Genomic DNA, 17,534 nt, shown 5'->3' on the forward strand with positions numbered 1-17,534 from the left:
GCTGTCGGGCAGAATCTTTCACTTCAGCACGGAGGAACAAGCACTGCGGCTGGGTGATCATCCATCAGGAGGTGTGTGGACTCGTCATGCACCACACCCCTTGGAATCAATCATCTAGGGTGGCTCGGCATGGACACCGCTTCGATCGCACCGTCGACGGCCGTGCCCACTCCGCGTCCGGAGGTAGCGACGACGCTGATCCGGCGAGCGTCGCCCGTTGTTGTCGCGGCGGTGTGTTTGATCGTGCTGCAACTTGCGCTTCGGGGCTGGGTGGCAGGCAGCGGTTACTTCTATTGGGACGACCTCATTCTGGTCGGCCGGTCAGGTAGATATCCGCTGTTTTCTGCGGACCTGCTGTTGCACGACCACGACGGGCATTTCATGCCGCTCGCCTTTGTCACTGCTTGGGTGGTGACAAAGGCGGCGCCGCTGGTGTGGGCAGGCCCGGTGATCTCGCTGCTGGTGGGCCAACTCGCGGTGTCGTTGTCGGTGTTTCGCCTGTTGCGCGTGCTGTTGGGTGCGCGGTGGGCGTTGCTCATTCCGCTGACGTTCTTTCTGTTCTCGCCGGTGACGCTGCCTGCGTTCGCGTGGTGGTCGGCCGCGTTGAACGCGCTGCCATTGCAATTCGCGCTCGCCTGGGTCATCGGGGATGCGCTGCTTTTGGTTCGTACCGGACGGCGCAGGTACGCCTGGTCCGGGATCGTCGTGCTCGTCGTGGCGCTGCTGTTCTTCGAGAAGTCGGTGATCATCCCGTTCGTCGCGTTCGCCGTTGCGGTGCTCGCCCACTATGTCGACGAGCGGGAATCCGCGGTTCGCGTGGTGGCCCGGCGTGGCGTGCGGTTGTGGCTGGGGTCGGGTCTGGTGCTGCTCTGCTGGCTGGCGGCGTATCTGGCGGTCGTCGGTGTTTCCGGGGTGCACAACAACCTCCAGGGCATGCGCGACTGGCTGCCCAACGCGACATCGCTCGGCGTGGTGCCCGCGTTGGTCGGTGGACCGTGGCGGTGGGAGCGGTGGTTGCCTGCCGCACCGTGGGCCGATCCGCCTGGTGCGGCGGTAGTCGCAGCCTGGATTGTGCTGATTTCGATTGTGGCACTGTCGATTTGGATGCGGCGCAGAGTCTGGCCGGTGTGGTTGCTCGCCGCAGCCTATGTGTTACTGATGCAGTTGCCCGTGGCCCTGGTGCGCGGCGGCCCGAACACCGCGGCGGAACTGATGCAGTCGCTGCGTTACTTCGCCGACCTCGGCGTCACGCTGGCCGTCGTAGGCGCATTGATACTGCGGGCGAGCCCGCGCGGCAGCAGGCCGAGTCTCGGCCCACGCGCCGCGATACCGGTGCTGGCGCTATTCGTCGTGAGCAGCCTGTTCTCCACCTGTACCTTCGTCCGCTCCTGGAGCCCGAGCCCCACCAAAACCTATATCGCGAACGTGAAGTCGGCCTTCGCCGATTGGGACGGTGTGCCACTGCTGGAACAGGAAGTCCCCTGGGACGTCCTGAACCCGCTCGCATACCCGCAAAACCTGACCAGTCAGGTCCTCGCCCCCATCACTACCCCGGGCGCCTTCGCCGACTCGACCCCGCACCTGCGCATGATCACCGACACCGGCACTCTTGTCGAAGCCCAGGTCTGGTGGAACCGCCGCATCCTCCCCGGCCCAGACCCCAACTGCGGCTACCGAATCCAGGGCGGCACCAGAGTCCCCATTCCACTCGACGGCCCCATGCTCGACCACGAATGGACCGCCCAACTCAACTACCTCGCCAGCCAAAACGGCCAACTCTCAGTAGCTTTCGAGCACGGCCAACCCGTATCCGTCCCCATTCGTCAAGGCCTCAACACCGTCTTCGTCCGTCTGGTGGGCAGCGGCACGAATCTCCGAATCGCCTCCCGCACAGAACATCTCACTGTCTGTCTAGGCTCCGGCCCGGTAGGCGTCGCCTCCTACGACAACTAGCCCGCGCACTATCGACAACGCCGCAGCAGGTGCCGGTAGCGGCCGGAATGCTGCTTGTCGGGGCCTGACCCGAACCCTATGGTCAGTGTCATGGTCTCCGAGCCACCGCTGCTCATCGTGGCGTTCGTCGTGCTCGTCGGTCTCATCTCCGTCGGCCACTGGCTGCTCGTCAACGAGAGCGTCACCGACCGCCTGATAAACCATGCCCTGGCCTGGGACAACGGTGCCCGCCTCGCGTTCGTCTGCTGCGCGGGTCTCGGCCATCCCGATCTCGGGCGGCGACTGTTCCTCGGTGCCAGTGTGCTGGCGGTGTCGAAATACCTGGGCTTCGCGCGCTTACTGGACGGCGCGAACCCACTGCCTGCGGCACAACGCCAGCGGAGAAGCGACGGTCGCGCCGCGTCATTCGGTGTGGTCGTCGGGCTTTTCACGATCGCCGACGAGTGCGGACTGCCGCTGAGCCGGGCGATCGACTGGGAGACGATTCTCTGGGGAGCCGTCTTGCCGTTCGTGATCTGGACCGGATTTCTCTTGGCGCGAGCAAGTCTGGGTGAACTGCGCGGCGGGGTCCGGGCAGCCAGGGAAAGGTTGACTTACTCGGCCCTGCTCGTCCTCGGCTGCTACATCATTGTCTCCTCGACCTACAACTTCATCACGAACTCGATCGGCAGCACGCCTGGGAATTCAGCGACCGTCATGGCTGTCGCGTCCGATGTGGCCGGTTCGCTGTTCGTCGTGCTGATAGCGGTCCCTTTGCTCGAGGCATTGCTGGTACGCGCGCGGCTGGATCTGGAAGGCAGCCAGTGCCGCCGTCTGCATCCGCTGTGGCACGACCTCACCGCAGTCGTGCCCGAGGTTGTGCTGCCCGCCGACCACCCGCGTGATTCGAGCTCCCGGCTGTATCGGATGACCGTCGAAATCCGCGACGCACTAGTCCATTTGAAGCAGTTCATGCCCGACGACAGTGCGATCCGTCCCGACAACATCAGCCGCTACGCTCTCCGGATCGCCGCCGCCGCCCACCTCCGGCGGCACGGTGTCCCGACCCACCCGCCGTCCGCCACCATCCATCTCCCCGCCGACAACCGCGCCGGCGAACTACACAACCTCCTGGCCCTGTCCCGCGAATGGCCTCGCGCTCGCGCCACCGTCGCGTCCGAAACGTTCACTGCACTGAAATGAAAGACAAAGGCCGCCTTCATCTTTCGATGGAGGCGGCCTTTGTGTGCAACCGGGGGGGGGGGGGGGGGGAGGTCAGCGGGCGAAGAGGAGGGCGCGCTTGACTTCCTGGATGGCCTTGGTGACCTCGATGCCGCGGGGGCAGGCGTCGGTGCAGTTGAAGGTGGTGCGGCAGCGCCAGACACCTTCGACGTCGTTGAGGATGTCGAGGCGTTCGCGGGCGCCTTCGTCACGGCTGTCGAAGATGAAGCGGTGCGCGTTCACGATCGCGGCCGGGCCGAAGTAGCTGCCGTCGCTCCAGTACACGGGGCAGGAGGTGGTGCAGCAGGCGCACAGGATGCACTTGGTGGTGTCGTCGAAGCGCGCACGGTCGGCCTGGCTCTGGATGCGTTCGCGGGTGGGCTCGTTACCCGAGGTCATCAGGTAGGGCTTCACCGCACGGAACGCGTCGAAGAACGGCTCCATGTTCACCACGAGGTCCTTCTCCACGGGCAGGCCGCGGATCGGCTCGACGGTGATCGTGATGGACTTGTCGCCCTTGGGCAGCATGTCCTTCATCAGCACCTTGCAGGCCAGCCGGTTCACCCCGTTGATCCGCATGGCGTCGGAGCCACACACACCGTGCGCACAGGAGCGCCGGAAGGTGAGCGTGCCGTCCAAGTAGGACTTGATGTAGATGAGCACGTTGAGGAAACGGTCCGTCGTCAGGACCGGCACCTGGAACGACTCCCAGTGCGCGCCCTTGTCGTCCTCCGGATTGAAGCGGGCGACCTTGACGGTGACCATGACCGAGCCCTCGGGGACGGGCGCCGGCTTGGCGGGGGGTGTCTTCTCGAGTACGGCAGTCATCAGTACTTACGCTCCATCGGCTCGTAACGGGTCTGCACCACCGGCTTGAAGTCGAGGCGGATATCCGAGATGAGATCCGGGCTCTCCTTGTAGGCCATCGTGTGCCGCATGAAGTTCACGTCGTCGCGGTCCGGGTAGTCCTCGCGGGCGTGGCCGCCGCGCGATTCCTTCCGGTTCAGCGCACCGACGACGGTGACTTCGGCCAGCTCGAGCAAGAAGCCGAGCTCGACGGCCTCGAGCAGGTCGCTGTTGTAGCGCTTGCCCTTGTCCTGCACCGTGATCCGGCTGTAGCGCTCCTTGAGCACGTGGATATCGGTGAGGGCTTGCTTGAGGGTGTCCTCGGTGCGGAACACGGCGGCGTTCATATCCATCGTGTACTGCAGTTCGGTGCGGATGTCGGCGACCCGCTCGTTGCCGTGGTCGGACAGGATCAGCTCGAGCCAGTCCTGCACCATCCGCGCCGGGGTCTCCGGCATCTCCACGAACTCGGTGCGGTGCGCGTACTCCGCGGCGGCGATGCCCGCGCGGCGGCCGAACACGTTGATGTCGAGCAGCGAGTTGGTGCCGAGACGGTTGGAGCCGTGCACCGAGACGCAGGCGCATTCGCCCGCGGCGTAGAGACCGGGCACCACGTCGGTGTTGTTGCGCAGCACCTCGCCGCGGATCTTGGTCGGGATACCGCCCATCACGTAGTGACAGGTCGGCATGACCGGGACCAGCTCGGTCACCGGGTCCACACCCAGGTAGGTGCGGGCGAATTCGGTGATGTCGGGCAGCTTCTCCTCGAGCACGTCCGCGCCGAGGTGGGTCACGTCGATGTAGACGTAGTCCTTGTTCGGTCCGGCGCCGCGACCCTCGAGCACCTCGAGCACCATCGAGCGGGCGACGATGTCACGCGGTGCGAGGTCCTTGATGGTCGGCGCGTAGCGCTCCATGAACCGCTCGCCGCTGGCGTTGCGCAGGATGCCACCCTCGCCGCGGACGGCCTCCGAGATGAGGATGCCGAGACCCGCGAGACCTGTCGGATGGAACTGGTGGAACTCCATGTCCTCCAGCGGCAGACCCTTGCGGAACACGATCGCCATGCCGTCACCGGTCAGCGTGTGCGCGTTCGAGGTCGTCTTGTACATCCGGCCCGAGCCGCCGGTGGCGAACACGATCGACTTCGCGTGGAAGACGTGGATGTCGCCGGTGGCCAGCTCGTAGGCGACGACACCGGTCGCGACCTGGCCGCGGTCGGTCTCGCTCATCACCAGGTCGAGCACGTAGAACTCGTTGTAGAACTCCACGTCGTGCTTGACGCAGTTCTGGTACAGCGTCTGCAGGATCATGTGACCGGTGCGGTCGGCGGCGTAACAGGCGCGGCGCACCGGCGCCTTGCCGTGGTCGCGGGTGTGCCCGCCGAAGCGGCGCTGGTCGATCTTGCCCTCGGGCGTCCGGTTGAACGGCAGACCCATCTTCTCCAGGTCCATCACCGCGTCGATGGCCTCCTTGGCCATGATCTCCGCGGCATCCTGGTCGACCAGGTAGTCGCCACCCTTGACGGTGTCGAAGGTGTGCCATTCCCAGTTGTCTTCTTCGACGTTCGCCAGTGCGGCGCACATGCCACCCTGCGCCGCGCCGGTGTGGCTGCGGGTCGGGTACAGCTTGGTCAGCACGGCGGTACGCGCCCGGGGCCCGGCCTCGATCGCCGCGCGCATGCCGGCGCCACCGGCACCGACGATCACGACGTCGTAGCGATGCTCCTGAATCCGCGAGTCACTCATGCCTGCGCCTCGCTGCGCTCGGCTCCGGCATGCGCGACGCACGCTGTGTCGTTGATTCGTTCGCTGCGCTCACTCATCGAGTTGACCTGTTCCTAACTGATGTTGGGGTCGAAGGTGAAAATGACGTAGGTGCCGACGGCGAGGATCAGGATCATCGAGATGGCCAGCAGCGTGTTCAGCCAGAATCGAGTCGAGTCCTTGCGGGAGTAGTCCGCGATCACCGTGCGCAGGCCGTTGCCGCCGTGCAGCTGGGCCAACCAGAGCATGGACAGGTCCCACAGCTGCCAGAACGGGCTGGCCCAGCGGCCCGCGACGAAGCCGAAGTTGAGGCGCTTCACGCCGCCGTCGAGCAGCAGCATGATCGACATGTGGCCGAGGACCAGCACGATCAGCAGCAGACCGGAGGCGCGCATGAACAGCCATGCGTACTTCTCGAAGTTGCTGTTCGCGCGCATGCGCGGCGAGCGCGGGTTGTCCAGGCTCGCGGGCCGGTCGTAGGACTTACCGAGGACGGGTGCAGGCCCACCCGCCGCCCGACCGCCGCCCCCCACGGAATTGCTCTGCAATGCTGTCATTTTCAGTGCTCCGTGAACAGGTAGAAGAACTGGCGCCCGATCGCGGGTACGGCCAGCAGGAACCAGATCGTGAGAATGATCCACAGCATCAGGCGCTGGTACTTCGGGCCCTTGGCCCAGAAGTCGACCAGGATCACGCGGACGCCGTTGAGCGCGTGGAAGAGCACGCAGACAACGAGGCCCATCTCCATCAGCGCGACGATGGGGCTCTTGTAGGTCTCGATCGCCCGGTTGTAGGTGTCCGGGCTGACCCGGACCAGCGCGGTATCCAAGACGTGCACGAAGAGGAAGAAGAAGATGGTGACACCGGTGATCCGGTGCAGCGCCCAGGACCACATCCCGGGGTCGCCTCGGTACAGCGTCTTCCGCTTCGGCTGGGCCGGAGCTTCTATCGTGGTCATAGAGTGCGGTGCCTCCAACGTCGTTGATGGACCCGGTTCATTGATCCGAGGCCGGCTGCGTTGGGCGCAAATGCCCAGGTGGCTGCGCTGCGGCCCGCTGCCGGGAACCTGAACCGATCTGTTCTGGACTCTAATCCTCTAGGTTTGCCGGAACTAATTCGGCGTGCCGTGCGTTGCGCTACAGTCTGGCGGGTTAGGTTTGCCTTTCTTGATACGTGAAGGGTTCCTTCGAGGGCCTCGCGCGGCCAAGTTCAGCTCGTTCCAGAAGAGGTTCCCGATGTCGCAAATCGACTGGAAATCCCTGCACGACAACGCGATTCAAGTCATGCGCAATGCCTATGCGCCGTACTCGCGGTTTCCGGTCGGCGCGGCGGCACTCAGCACCGACGGCCGAATTGTGCGGGGGTGCAATGTGGAAAATGTCTCATATGGTTTGGGCCTGTGCGCCGAATGTGTACTCATCGGTAACTTGCATTCCGATGGGGGCGGGCGCCTGCTGGCCATCTCGGTCACCGATTCCCGCGGCGAAATCCTCATGCCCTGTGGGCGATGCCGACAACTGCTCTACGAACACGGTGGGCCCGACCTCCTGGTCGACCACAAAGACGGGCCCGTTCCGCTAAGTGCCTTGCTGCCGGATGCCTTCGGCCCGGACGACTTGGGTGCCGGACAGGTGTGAGCGTCGCGGGGAGGGTCGGTGGCGCTTCGTGGTCGCCGACATCCGGCGCAGCCTTCAGCAGTCGGCGTCGAGTGCCGCGTCGATCTCGGCCTCGGTGGCGCGGGCGAGCATCGGGAACTCGATCGGGGGAACCTCTAGCCGTTCCATGAGCAAGGCGATGCCTCGTCCTAACTGGTTCACGCCGTCGATCAGTTGGCCGGTCTCGATCCGGCATCTGGCGTCGCCTCGGGTGAGTTTGTAGAGCGTCTCGCTGTGGGTGTCTTCGACGTCGATGACCCGTGTTTCGAGCATGCTGATGCGGCGGTCGATGGGTGCGGATCTCATCGTCGGCCCCTCAGCAGTCCGCGTCGAGAGCCGCGCCGATCTCGGCTTCGGTGGCGCGGGTGAGCGTGGGGAACTCGATCGAGGGAATCTCTAGCCGTTCCAGGATCAACGCCATGCCTCGTCCCAACTGGTTCACGCCGTCGATCAGTTGACCACCGATTATCTCGAGTCCGGTGACTCGCCGCGTCAACTCGAGCTGAGACTCGCTGTAATGCTCCTCGACATCGGTAACGCGGGTTTCGAGCTTCGTCACGCGGCGGTCGATGTGTATCGATGTCATTGCTGCCCCCTAGCCCCTCGAACGATTGATGTGGAGAGGCTATCGGGCCCCACCGACAAGAACCAGACTTGACTTCGATCTCGTGCCAGACTGGCGAATGTGACGGCACTGGACGCGGTTTCGATCATCACGACCAAGCGGGACGGCGGCGAGCTGTCGGACGCGCAGATCGACTGGGTGGTCGATGGATTCACCCGAGGGGCGGTGGCCGACGAGCAGATGTCGGCGCTGGCGATGGCGATCGTGTGGCGCGGGATGACGCGGCGGGAGACGGCGCGGTGGACCAACGCGATGATCGCGTCGGGTAGCCGGATGGACTTCACCGATCTGCCGCGTCCGACCGTGGACAAGCATTCGACCGGTGGGGTGGGGGACAAGATCACGCTGCCCTTGGCGCCGTTGGTCGCCGCGTGTGGTGCCGCGGTCCCGCAGCTGTCCGGGCGCGGGCTCGGGCACACCGGCGGCACGCTCGACAAGCTGGAGGCCATTCCGGGTTGGCAGGCTGACGTTTCGGTGCCGCGGATGCGCGAGATCCTGGCCGATCCCGCGATCGGCGCGGTGGTGTGCGCGGCGGGCGCCGATCTCGCACCGGCCGATAAACGGCTCTACGCGCTGCGCGACGTCACCGGCACGGTCGAATCCATCCCGCTGATCGCCAGCTCGATCATGAGCAAGAAGATCGCCGAGGGCACCGCGGCGCTGGTGCTGGATGTGAAAGTCGGCGCGGGCGCATTCCTGAAGACCCTCGACGGTGCCCGCGAATTGGCAACGGCCATGGTGGAACTGGGCACCGACGCCGGGGTGCGGACGGTGGCGCTGCTGACCGCGATGGACACCCCGCTCGGCCGCACCGCGGGCAACGCCCTCGAAGTCACCGAGTCGGTCGAGGTGCTCGCCGGTGGCGGACCCGCCGACATCGTGGAGCTCACCGTCACCCTCGCCCGCGAGATGGTCGCCCTGGCCGGCCTCGACATCGATCCCGCCGACGTGCTCGCCGACGGCAGGGCGATGGACCAGTGGCGCGCGATGGTCCGCGCGCAAGGTGGCGACCCGGACGCATCGCTGCCGACGGCGAAGCACACCGAGATCGTGCGGGCCGAACGCGACGGCGTACTGACCCGCCTCGACGCGATGGGAGTAGGCATCGCCGCCTGGCGTCTCGGCGCGGGCCGGGCCCGTCAAGGCGACCCGGTTCAGGCCGGTGCCGGAATCGAATTGCACGCCAAGCCAGGCGATTCCGTGACCGCAGGCCAACCCCTGCTTACTTTGCACACCGACACCCCGGACGCATTCGCAGGTGCTCGAGCCGCATTGCTCGATGCCTTCGCGATAGGCGAGTCCAACGAAAAGCCCACCACCCCAATCGTGCTCGGCCGCATTGAAGCCTGACCCATCGGCCTGGCAATCGAATTAGCTTGCCGCGCAACAATCTGCTGTAATGCGCCGCCATCGCGATCAACGGCACATGATGGTGGCCCTACCTCGCGAGTTACCGCGGCCATGCGCCGTTAATCATGAAGCTCCAGCGTGAATAGGTGCGGCTGAGCACAAGTCCTGCGTGCACGTCCGTGGCTGCTAGGTGCTGCCACATGTGAATTGATTTGGGCGCACGGAATCGTCGCCTGATCGGTGCGAGGAAGGCCGTGACCTGCGCATCGTGTGACGAGCCGTCGGTCGAGTCCGAGTTCCGACGTGAGGTCGTCAGGGCAGAGGCGCGCACGAATCAGTATGGGGCGCACGGAATTGTCGACTGATCGGTGCGCAAGAGGCAACGATGCGCGCATCGTGTGACGAGCACGGGGTCGGGTCCGACGCCTTGATGCGAGGCCGATGCGGTGCGGCGCGCGAATTGGTGTGGAGCGCAGAGGATTGCCGACTGATCAGTGCGCGGGGCTCCATGGTGAGCGCGTCGCGTGGCGAGTTGTGCGTCGCGTTCGACTTCCGATGCGAGGCGGCAACCGCGGCGGCGCATGCGAATTGGTGTGGGGCGCACGGAATCGGCAGCTCATCGCTGTGCGGGAGACCACGATGCGCAACGGGCGTCGAGTTCGAGTTGCGATGCGCGGCACCAGGGTGGAGGTGCGTGTGGATTGGGATGGGTGCGCAGAATTCTCTGCTGGTCGGGTGTGTGGCGGCTGGTGTGTTCGAGATCGCACAGATTCGGGGTTGGGGCTGGTGGGGTCCGTATTCGGTGGAGGTGCTTGGTGTCCGGGTGTGGGCTGGGGCGGGGTGGCTGGGCAACGAGATGGTTGCCACTTCGGCAGTCGGGTGCCGTTCGGGCGCGGTGCGGCTACCGTCGTTACATGACTGGACCGACCGCATTGACCCTTGCCTCGATCCGACAGGCGCCAAAAGCGCTGCTGCACGACCACCTCGACGGTGGTCTACGGCCCGCGACGGTGCTGGAGCTGGCCGCCGAGTGCGGCTACGAGGACCTACCCGCCAACGACGAGGCGGCACTGGCCGCCTGGTTCCGGGACGCGGCCGACAGTGGATCGCTGGAACTGTATCTGGAAACCTTCGCGCACACCGTGGCCGTCATGCAGACGCCGGAGGGCCTGCGCCGGGTCGCCCGCGAATGCGCGGAGGACCTGTCCGCCGACGGCGTGGTGTACGCCGAGGTGCGCTTCGCCCCCGAGCAGCACCTGGAACGCGGACTGACCCTCGACGAGGTCGTCGAGCACACCCTGGCCGGTTTCCGTGAAGGTGAGGCCGCGGCCGCGGCGGCAGGACGCCCGATCGTGGTCACCTGCCTGCTCACCGCCATGCGGCACGCGGCCCGCTCCCGCGAGATCGCGGAGCTCACCGTGCGCTTCCGCGATCGCGGCGTCGGCGGCTTCGACATCGCGGGCGCCGAAGCCGGGTACCCGCCCAGCAGGCACCTGGACGCGTTCGAATACATGCGAGCCAACAGCGCGCACTTCACGATTCACGCGGGCGAGGCGTTCGGCCTGCCGTCGATCCACGAGGCGCTGGCCTTCTGCGGCTGCGACCGACTCGGCCACGGCGTGCGGATCACCGACGACATCAGCGTGCCCGGCGCGATCGAGGACGCGCGCCTCGGGCTCGTCGCGAATTACGTGCGCGACATGCGCATTCCGCTCGAGCTCTGTCCGTCCTCGAATGTGCAGACCGGTGCGGTGCCCTCGCTGGACAAGCACCCGTTCGACCTGCTGGCCCGGCTCCGCTTCCGCGTCACGGTCAACACCGACAACCGGCTGATGAGCGACACCAGCATGAGCCAGGAAATGCTCAAGCTCGCCGACACGTTCGGCTACGGCTGGAGCGACCTGGAGCGCTTCACCATCAACGCGATGAAGTCGGCGTTCATCCCGTTCCCGGAGCGGCTGCGCATCATCGACAACATCATCAAGCCCGGCTACGCGGTGCTGCTCGGATAACGAAGAGCAGCAACAGGTCCGAAGCCGTCCCGCAGCCAGCGGGACCGGTGAGTTGGCCAAGGGGGACTGGTGGTGGCGCGCATTCGGGCACGCCGCGACCAGTTCCCGGTTGGTCGTCAGTCCGGCGCCGACCGGTACGTGGTGTGGCGGGCGCGGCGGACGATGGCCTTCACTGGGAGGCAAGCCAGGCGAATCGCGCGATCACGAGCCACGAGCCACGAGCCACGAGTCGTGGGCCACGAGGCGCGAGTCGTGGGCCACGAGGCGCGAGACGTGGGCCGCGGGGCGTGAGGCGTGGGGCGTGGGGCGCGAGACATGAGACGCGAGACGCGGGGCGTGAGCCGTGAGACGCGAGACGTGGGGCCTGAGCCGCGAGTCGTGAGGCGTGGGCGTGAGTCGTGAGATGTGGGGGCCGTGAGACGTGGGGCCGCGAGACGTGACGCGTGCGGCGTGAGCTGCGAGGCGTGAGCCGCGAGGCGTGAGCCGCGAGTCGCGAGTCGTGAGGCGTGAGGGCCGCGAGGCGCGGAGCGTGCGGCGTGGGCTGCGAGGCGTGGGCCGCGAGGCGTGGGGCGTGGGGCGTGGCCTTGAGTCGTGGCCTTGAGGCGTGGGGCGGGCTGAGAGCGCTCGGATGTCGGTCGCTAGCGTGGCTAAGCATGGCGACATTGCAAATCCCCAGTCGGTTCAACGGTCCGCCCGGCTCGGGTAACGGCGGCTATGTCGGCGGCTTGCTCGCGGAGCATCACGGGGACGCCGCCGTCACTGTGATCCTGCGCAGCCCGACACCGCTGGACACACCGCTCGAGATGCGGGCAGGCAGCCTGTATGACGGCGACACTCTGGTCGCCGAATCCCGCGTAGGCGAATTCGACCGGGACGCACCACAATCTGAGGTTCCCCCCAAATGGTGGACGGGGGGTTATGCGGCCGAAGTGGCCGCGAGGAGTGACCGCTCATAATTGTCGGGGCTGAGCATCCCGATCGTGGAGTGGCGTCTTCTACTGTTGTAGAAATTCATCCATTTGTCAACTGCTGCAACGAGTTCCGCTTTGGTGGCGAAGGTGTGTCGATAGTAGTATTCGTGTTTGAATGTCGACCACAGGCTTTCCGCGCCGGCATTGTCCCAGCATATTCCGGTCGATCCCATGGATCGGCGCAGACCGTGCCGATCGCAGGCGGCAGCCATGTCGTTGGCGGTGTACTGGCTACCTCGGTCCGAATGCAGAACCGTGCCCGCACACGACCCGCCACGCGCCGCTACCGCCCGGTCCACGGCGTCGGTGACCATCTCGGTCCGCATGTGATCGGCCACGGTCCAGCCGAGCACCTTCTTGGAATGCTCGTCCTTGATCGCGCACAGGTACATATCGCCTTCACCGCAAGTCAGATAGGTGATGTCGGAAACCCAGACTGCGTCTACACGGCCCTGGTCGAAAAGACGTTGCACCAGGTCGTCCGGGAACGACGCGGTCGGGTCCACGATCGTGGTCCGCACCTTGAAGGTGCGCGGGCTGATCCCGGCCAGCCCGATCTCGGCCATGATCGCCGCGACCGTCTTCTCCGACACCCGATCACCGCGATCGCGCAGCTCGGCGGTGATCCGCGGAGCCCCGTAGGTCCCATCGGAGTCTTTATGGACGGCAAGGATCTTCACCGTCAAGTCGGCGCGCCGCTGCTGCCGATCGGTCAACACAGGGGCCGTCTTCCGCTTCAGGTACGCGTAGAACCCTGAGGTCGATACACTCAACAACCGCGCCATGCGCGTGATATCGGCTGTGCTGCCGTTGATTTCGGTGGCGGCGCACTGCGCTGCCATCAGCTCGAACCGGGCCGGTTCTGCTGCATCGCCGCGAAGTACGCGCTCGCTTTTTTTAGGAAACTGACGTCTTTCTCCAGCTCGCTGACCTGCTTGCGTAACCGGAGCAACTCTGCCCGCTCGGCCGGGCTCAACGGCTGCTCGCCGTGTACCTCGGCCGCCGCTATCCGGCGGCGTTCGTCTTGGACCCATTTAGCGAGAAGGCTTTCATGCAAACCCAACTCGCCAGCCACCGCGGCGATCGTGCGACCGGAATCGATCACCCGATGCGCGGCCTCGACCCGGTACTCGGCCGTGAACGACCGGCGCTTCCGAGACGATGACATACTGGACATCCTTCCAGCAGGACCGCGATCCCGCTAAATCGGTGTCCACTGCTTGGGGGGAGCCTCAATCCGTGCCGTTCGCAACCGCGACGACTGCGGCGAGTTCCTATCAGAGCAACGAGATGTTCGCATCCTGCTTCGTCTGCGGCAGCGGCCGCACGGACGGGCTGCGCATCGAGGCGGGTGCGGTGGGCGACGGTCGCGTGGCCGCGCCGTGGATCCCCGACGACTCGCTCCCACTCGGCCCCGCCGTGCTGTGGGCCGCGATGGACTGCCCCGGTGGCTGGTCGCTCCCCAACATGTTCGACCGCCCCGCCCTCCTCGGCTCGATGACCGCCGCCGTGCACGACCTCCCCGAGGTCGGCGAACAGTGCGTGGTCGTCGGCGAGAACCACGGCGAACAAGGCCGAAAGTCGTTCTCGTCCACCGCCGTCTACGGCTCCGACAACCGCCTGCTCGGCCGCGCCGAACAGATCTGGATCCGCCTGAAGTAGCTACGGCGGCTCGAGGTGACTCCGCCGCTCGATACGACCGCAGCTATCTGAAGCGACCCGGCGACCTGTCACTCAGTGAACAGCGGATACCCAGCGTGCCACCTGATCTCGTGAGCACATGGGTAACTCGCCGGGCACGAGCCAACCCAACCAATTCCGCAACCGCCAGTCGCCAACGCCACTATCGCGGCACTCAGTCTGGCCTGAATACGCGGAGAGGCGGGGGAGCCTACTGCTGGTTGAGGCGGGCTTCGAAGTTGCGCTCCAGGTCCCGCCACGACTGCGCCTCCGCCGTGAACGGCGGGTTGGGTGCCATCCGGCTCGGGTCCGGGTTGAGCAGGTACGAGATGTACCAGCCGAGCGGATTCGACTGGGCCAGTGCCTGTTCCACGGTGTCGTCGCCCGCGTAGTCGGACGCGTCGGTGAACAGTTCGACCGCGAGGTCGAGCTGTTCGATGTCGACCGCTTCCGGTCCTTCGGACAGGTCGTCGGCGAGGCCGGGGAGCACGTAGACGTTCTCGTCCGTGACCTCGACCTCGAGCGAACCGTCTACCGCGGCGGTCTGCACATCGGCGAAGGTGCTGACCCGGGAGAGGTCGTGCTCGTGGTCGTCGGCCAGGTACCTGGCGAGTGCGCGCTCGGAGGTGAACACCGTGATGGTGTTGTCGGAGCCGAGGAAGATCGGCTCGTCGTCGAGGTAGCAGCGCAGCGTGAAGTAGGTGCCGTCGGAGGCGATGATCTTGACCGGGTCGATGCCGACCTCGTGCCAGAACGACTCGTCCTCTTCGTCTTCTTCATCCTCGTCGTCCGCGTCGAGGTCGACGGGTTCGAACTCGTCTTCCTCGTTGTCCGCGGCGTCGTCGGCGTCGACCACGTTCTCCTCGGCGGCCAGCAGCTCGGCCTCGGCGACGGCGACGGCTTCCGCGTCGACCTCGGGGGTCTGCACGACGGAGTCGATGGCGTCGAGGACGCTGTCCCAGCCCTTGGCGATGGCGGCGCCGATCTGGTCCCAGAGATCCTCGCCGTCGCGCCCGACGAACGCGCTGATCCCGCTGGGCAGCGCGCCGAGCACCGGATGCGACCCGAAGAACTTGGTCACCGTCTCCAGTTCGCACACCTCGCCGATGTTGCGGACCATGCCGAGGGTGTCCTCGAGCTCGGCGATGGTGTCCACGTCGGGTTCACCGGCGGCCAGCTCGGGCACCGCGACCAGATCGAAGGAGAAGTTCTCCTCCGGCTCCAGTTCGACCGCCGACAGCCCGGCGACGACCTTCCATGCCGGATGCTCGACGAGGTCGTTGTCGGAGTTGGTCCGGATGAACGCGGCCAGCTCAGCAACGGTCTCGAAGCCGTAGAGGGAGTCCTCGTGTCCGAGGAACGCCTCCCACTCGTCGTCACCGTCTCGCCAGCGCGGTGCCCACAGGGTGACGAGATCGCCGTCGGTCAGGCCGAGCTCGATCGGGACGATGTCTCCAGAAGCCATGAGCGGAAGCCTATCGACCTTCCGCGTCAGGCACTATCCGGCCCGCCCCCAACGGTTCCCTGGGCGTCGTTCACCCCGGGAACGAATGACTCGTTCAGTGTCGCAACGACCTTCGAGCGCTGGTTGCCCGCGTCCTCGGCGGCCTGCCTGCAGGCCCAGACGATCAGCGGTCCGACCTCGGCGGGCGGCAGCGAGGTGACCGTCTCCGCGAGGCTCAGCGCGACGAGCGCGCCGTCGCTGTCGACCTCGACGGTGACCGTGCCGTCCTCGGTGGTGTGGCGCCCGCGCACCTGCTTGAGGCCGTACAGCGCGGCCTCGAGTGCCTCCAGCTTCTGCGTCGCGTTGGCGACGAGAGCGTCCATCTCAGCGCTCATGCCTGCGCCTCGCTGACGCTCGGCTCCGGCATGACCGCTGGGGCGGCTGCGTTCATTGTTCGCTCGCTCCGCTCGCTCATACCGGCCTCATCCAGGTCGTCGGTCCCGTGTCCGCGTCATCGATCCGGTCGAGCTCGTCTACCGCCGCCTGGCGGGTGGGTAGGCCGAGCCGGTCCAGGATGTCGGCGGGCATGCCCGCCTCGGCCAGCAGCTCACGCCGACGCGCCTTCGCGGCGACGGTGGAGCGCTTGGTGAGCCGCAGGATTTCGTTCGCGAGACTCTGTGCGCCGTAACGGTATTCGCTGCGCTCGAACTTGATTTCCACCGGCATGCCCTGATCGGTGGCCCGCACCGAGATGGTGCCCGATCGGTTCGTGCTGCCCGCGACCGTGACGTTGGGAACCGTCGGTTGCTGCGGGTTAGTCATGACTGCGCCTCGCTAACGCTCGGCTCCGTCATGACGGGCGTCGCTGTGCCGTTGTTTCGCTCGCTGCGCTCGCTCATGACGTCGGCCTATAGAAGCCGTGGAAGCCCATCCCTGAGTTCTCCGTTCGAATCGAGCTGATCTGGACCGGGTCGCCGGCCTCGACGAATTGTCCGTTGCCGATCACCATGGCGACATGGCCGTCCCAGATGGCCAGATCGCCGGGCATGAGATCGCCGGGGGAGACCGAGGTACCGGTCGCCTGATCGGCGGCCAGCCGCGGCAGGTCGACGCCCGCCTCACCGTAGGCGAATTTGGTCAGGCCGCTGCAGTCCAGCCCGGCGCCCGGCGTGTTGCCGCCCCAGACGTACGGGGTGCCGACCGCGCCGATCGCCGAACGAACCGCGGTGGCCGCCTTCTCGTTCGGCGCCTCCACCGTGCTGCCGTCGGGCAGCGTGATCTTCACGCCCTTGCCGTCGCTCGGCATGCCCGACGAGCCGGTGTTCGGCTTGGTCGCGTTCGGCGAGCTCGGGGTGCCGGAGGTGGTGTGCGGCACCGACGCGGTCGCCGCCGGGACGGTGGACATCGCGGTGCTCATCAGGCTGCTCGCCATCGAACCGGCACCGCTGAGCGCGCTGGTCGCGGTCGACGCCAACTGCTGCACACCGGCGGTGGTGGTCGCGGGCGTACCGGCCAGCGAGGTCGTCGGCGGCGCCGGGGTGAGATCGTTCATCGAGGCGGTGTGCGTGTCGAGTTCGTTGCGCACCCGGCCGACCACATTGAGCGCCTGGCCGAGGTGGTCGATCGCGGAGCCGACGATCATCGTCATGCCCGCGGGCGTGGCCAGTGCGGGGCCCGCGCTCGCCGCGGTGTTCACGAACGACTGGGCGATGCCCGCGAGGTCTTTCTGGCCCGATTCGACCTCGGCAGCGGCCTGGTTCACCACGGTTGCCATATCGTTGCCACGGTCGGAAATGGTGGCCGCGGAGGTCTGCACCCGCAGCGCCTTGGAGGTGGCGGCGTCGGCGGCCCGGCCGTCCCACGCGGTGTTCATGCCGTTGATGCTGTCGCGACCCATCTGGTGGATCTGGTCGACGACGTTGGACGTACTGCGCAGCGCGTCGGAGGGGCCGCCGGTCGGCAGCACGCCCGAGCCGAAGCTGGTGAGCAGGTCGAAAATGGGCTTGGCCAGTGCGTTGATATCGATCACAGG

General features: G+C 66.3%; 18 protein-coding genes and 1 pseudogene. 7 read left to right on the plus strand and 12 right to left on the minus strand.

What is annotated here, in order from left to right; translation table 11 throughout:
* The first annotated feature begins 129 nt into the window (after positions 1–129).
* The gene (locus ACQPW1_RS06635; RefSeq protein ID WP_433661858.1) at positions 130–1,953 is read left to right on the plus strand and encodes a hypothetical protein; all 1,824 of its coding nucleotides are present in this window, start codon (positions 130–132) and stop codon (positions 1,951–1,953) included.
* A gap of 90 nt (positions 1,954–2,043) precedes the next feature.
* On the plus strand, positions 2,044–3,135 hold the full coding sequence (locus ACQPW1_RS06640) for a DUF6545 domain-containing protein (protein ID WP_433661859.1): 1,092 nt from the start codon (positions 2,044–2,046) through the stop codon (positions 3,133–3,135).
* A gap of 72 nt (positions 3,136–3,207) precedes the next feature.
* Here the strand turns inward: ACQPW1_RS06640 and ACQPW1_RS06645 are convergent, their stop codons facing one another.
* The 4 genes from ACQPW1_RS06645 to sdhC form a co-directional block, all read right to left on the minus strand.
* Positions 3,208–3,981: a succinate dehydrogenase iron-sulfur subunit gene (locus ACQPW1_RS06645; RefSeq protein ID WP_433661860.1), complete on the minus strand. Its 774-nt coding sequence runs from the start codon at positions 3,979–3,981 to the stop codon at positions 3,208–3,210.
* Positions 3,981–5,732: a succinate dehydrogenase flavoprotein subunit gene (gene sdhA / locus ACQPW1_RS06650; protein WP_433665170.1), complete on the minus strand. Its 1,752-nt coding sequence runs from the start codon at positions 5,730–5,732 to the stop codon at positions 3,981–3,983. The genes ACQPW1_RS06645 and sdhA overlap by 1 nt, the downstream gene beginning before the upstream one ends.
* A 107-nt stretch (positions 5,733–5,839) precedes the next feature.
* A complete protein-coding gene (locus ACQPW1_RS06655) occupies positions 5,840–6,322 on the minus strand; it encodes a succinate dehydrogenase hydrophobic membrane anchor subunit (protein WP_433661861.1) in 483 nt (160 codons plus the stop codon).
* Positions 6,323–6,324: 2 nt separating this feature from the next.
* Positions 6,325–6,723: a succinate dehydrogenase, cytochrome b556 subunit gene (gene sdhC / locus ACQPW1_RS06660; protein WP_396965577.1), complete on the minus strand. Its 399-nt coding sequence runs from the start codon at positions 6,721–6,723 to the stop codon at positions 6,325–6,327.
* A 277-nt stretch (positions 6,724–7,000) separates the two neighbouring features.
* Here sdhC and ACQPW1_RS06665 point away from each other — a divergent pair, with 277 nt between their 5' ends.
* The gene (locus tag ACQPW1_RS06665) at positions 7,001–7,402 is read left to right on the plus strand and encodes a cytidine deaminase (RefSeq protein WP_433661862.1); all 402 of its coding nucleotides are present in this window, start codon (positions 7,001–7,003) and stop codon (positions 7,400–7,402) included.
* A gap of 54 nt (positions 7,403–7,456) precedes the next feature.
* Here ACQPW1_RS06665 and ACQPW1_RS06670 read toward each other — a convergent pair whose 3' ends face one another.
* Positions 7,457–7,726, minus strand: a complete 270-nt coding sequence (locus ACQPW1_RS06670) for a hypothetical protein (protein ID WP_433661863.1) — start codon at positions 7,724–7,726, stop codon at positions 7,457–7,459.
* Between the two features lie 10 nt (positions 7,727–7,736).
* On the minus strand, positions 7,737–8,006 hold the full coding sequence (locus tag ACQPW1_RS06675) for a hypothetical protein (protein ID WP_433661864.1): 270 nt from the start codon (positions 8,004–8,006) through the stop codon (positions 7,737–7,739).
* A gap of 99 nt (positions 8,007–8,105) precedes the next feature.
* Between ACQPW1_RS06675 and ACQPW1_RS06680 the strand changes: the two genes are divergently transcribed.
* The 3 genes from ACQPW1_RS06680 (at position 8,106) to ACQPW1_RS06690 (ending at position 12,363) form a co-directional block, all read left to right on the plus strand.
* Positions 8,106–9,395, plus strand: coding sequence for a thymidine phosphorylase (locus tag ACQPW1_RS06680; RefSeq protein WP_433661865.1), 1,290 nt, complete (start codon positions 8,106–8,108; stop codon positions 9,393–9,395).
* Positions 9,396–10,309: 914 nt separating this feature from the next.
* Positions 10,310–11,407: an adenosine deaminase gene (locus ACQPW1_RS06685; RefSeq protein WP_433661866.1), complete on the plus strand. Its 1,098-nt coding sequence runs from the start codon at positions 10,310–10,312 to the stop codon at positions 11,405–11,407.
* 653 nt (positions 11,408–12,060) lie between these two features.
* The gene (locus ACQPW1_RS06690) at positions 12,061–12,363 is read left to right on the plus strand and encodes a hypothetical protein (RefSeq protein WP_433661867.1); all 303 of its coding nucleotides are present in this window, start codon (positions 12,061–12,063) and stop codon (positions 12,361–12,363) included.
* Here the strand turns inward: ACQPW1_RS06690 and ACQPW1_RS06695 are convergent.
* Positions 12,324–13,412: an IS3 family transposase gene (locus ACQPW1_RS06695; RefSeq protein ID WP_433653973.1), complete on the minus strand. Its 1,089-nt coding sequence runs from the start codon at positions 13,410–13,412 to the stop codon at positions 12,324–12,326. The two genes, ACQPW1_RS06690 and ACQPW1_RS06695, sit on opposite strands and share 40 nt — an antisense overlap.
* Positions 13,304–13,555: pseudogene (locus ACQPW1_RS06700) on the minus strand (transposase); the annotation flags it as partial. The pseudogene ACQPW1_RS06700 and the gene ACQPW1_RS06695, both read right to left, overlap by 109 nt.
* 62 nt (positions 13,556–13,617) lie before the next feature.
* On the opposite strand from ACQPW1_RS06700, the gene ACQPW1_RS06705 reads away from it, so the two are divergent.
* Positions 13,618–14,040, plus strand: coding sequence for a hypothetical protein (locus ACQPW1_RS06705; protein ID WP_433661868.1), 423 nt, complete (start codon positions 13,618–13,620; stop codon positions 14,038–14,040).
* A gap of 229 nt (positions 14,041–14,269) precedes the next feature.
* Here the strand turns inward: ACQPW1_RS06705 and ACQPW1_RS06710 are convergent, their stop codons facing one another.
* From ACQPW1_RS06710 to ACQPW1_RS06725, 4 genes are all read right to left on the minus strand, one after another.
* Entirely contained in the window at positions 14,270–15,523 is a 1,254-nt protein-coding gene (locus tag ACQPW1_RS06710; RefSeq protein ID WP_433661869.1) for a primosomal protein, read from the minus strand.
* A 26-nt stretch (positions 15,524–15,549) separates the two neighbouring features.
* Entirely contained in the window at positions 15,550–15,897 is a 348-nt protein-coding gene (locus tag ACQPW1_RS06715) for a YbaB/EbfC family nucleoid-associated protein (RefSeq protein WP_433661870.1), read from the minus strand.
* Between the two features lie 76 nt (positions 15,898–15,973).
* On the minus strand, positions 15,974–16,324 hold the full coding sequence (locus ACQPW1_RS06720; protein WP_150404301.1) for a hypothetical protein: 351 nt from the start codon (positions 16,322–16,324) through the stop codon (positions 15,974–15,976).
* A 73-nt stretch (positions 16,325–16,397) separates the two neighbouring features.
* On the minus strand, positions 16,398–17,531 hold the full coding sequence (locus tag ACQPW1_RS06725; protein ID WP_433661871.1) for an NlpC/P60 family protein: 1,134 nt from the start codon (positions 17,529–17,531) through the stop codon (positions 16,398–16,400).
* Positions 17,532–17,534: the final 3 nt, after the last annotated feature.

The organism is Nocardia sp. CA-128927, assembly GCF_050955855.1.
Taxonomy (GTDB): Bacteria; Actinomycetota; Actinomycetes; order Mycobacteriales; family Mycobacteriaceae; genus Nocardia.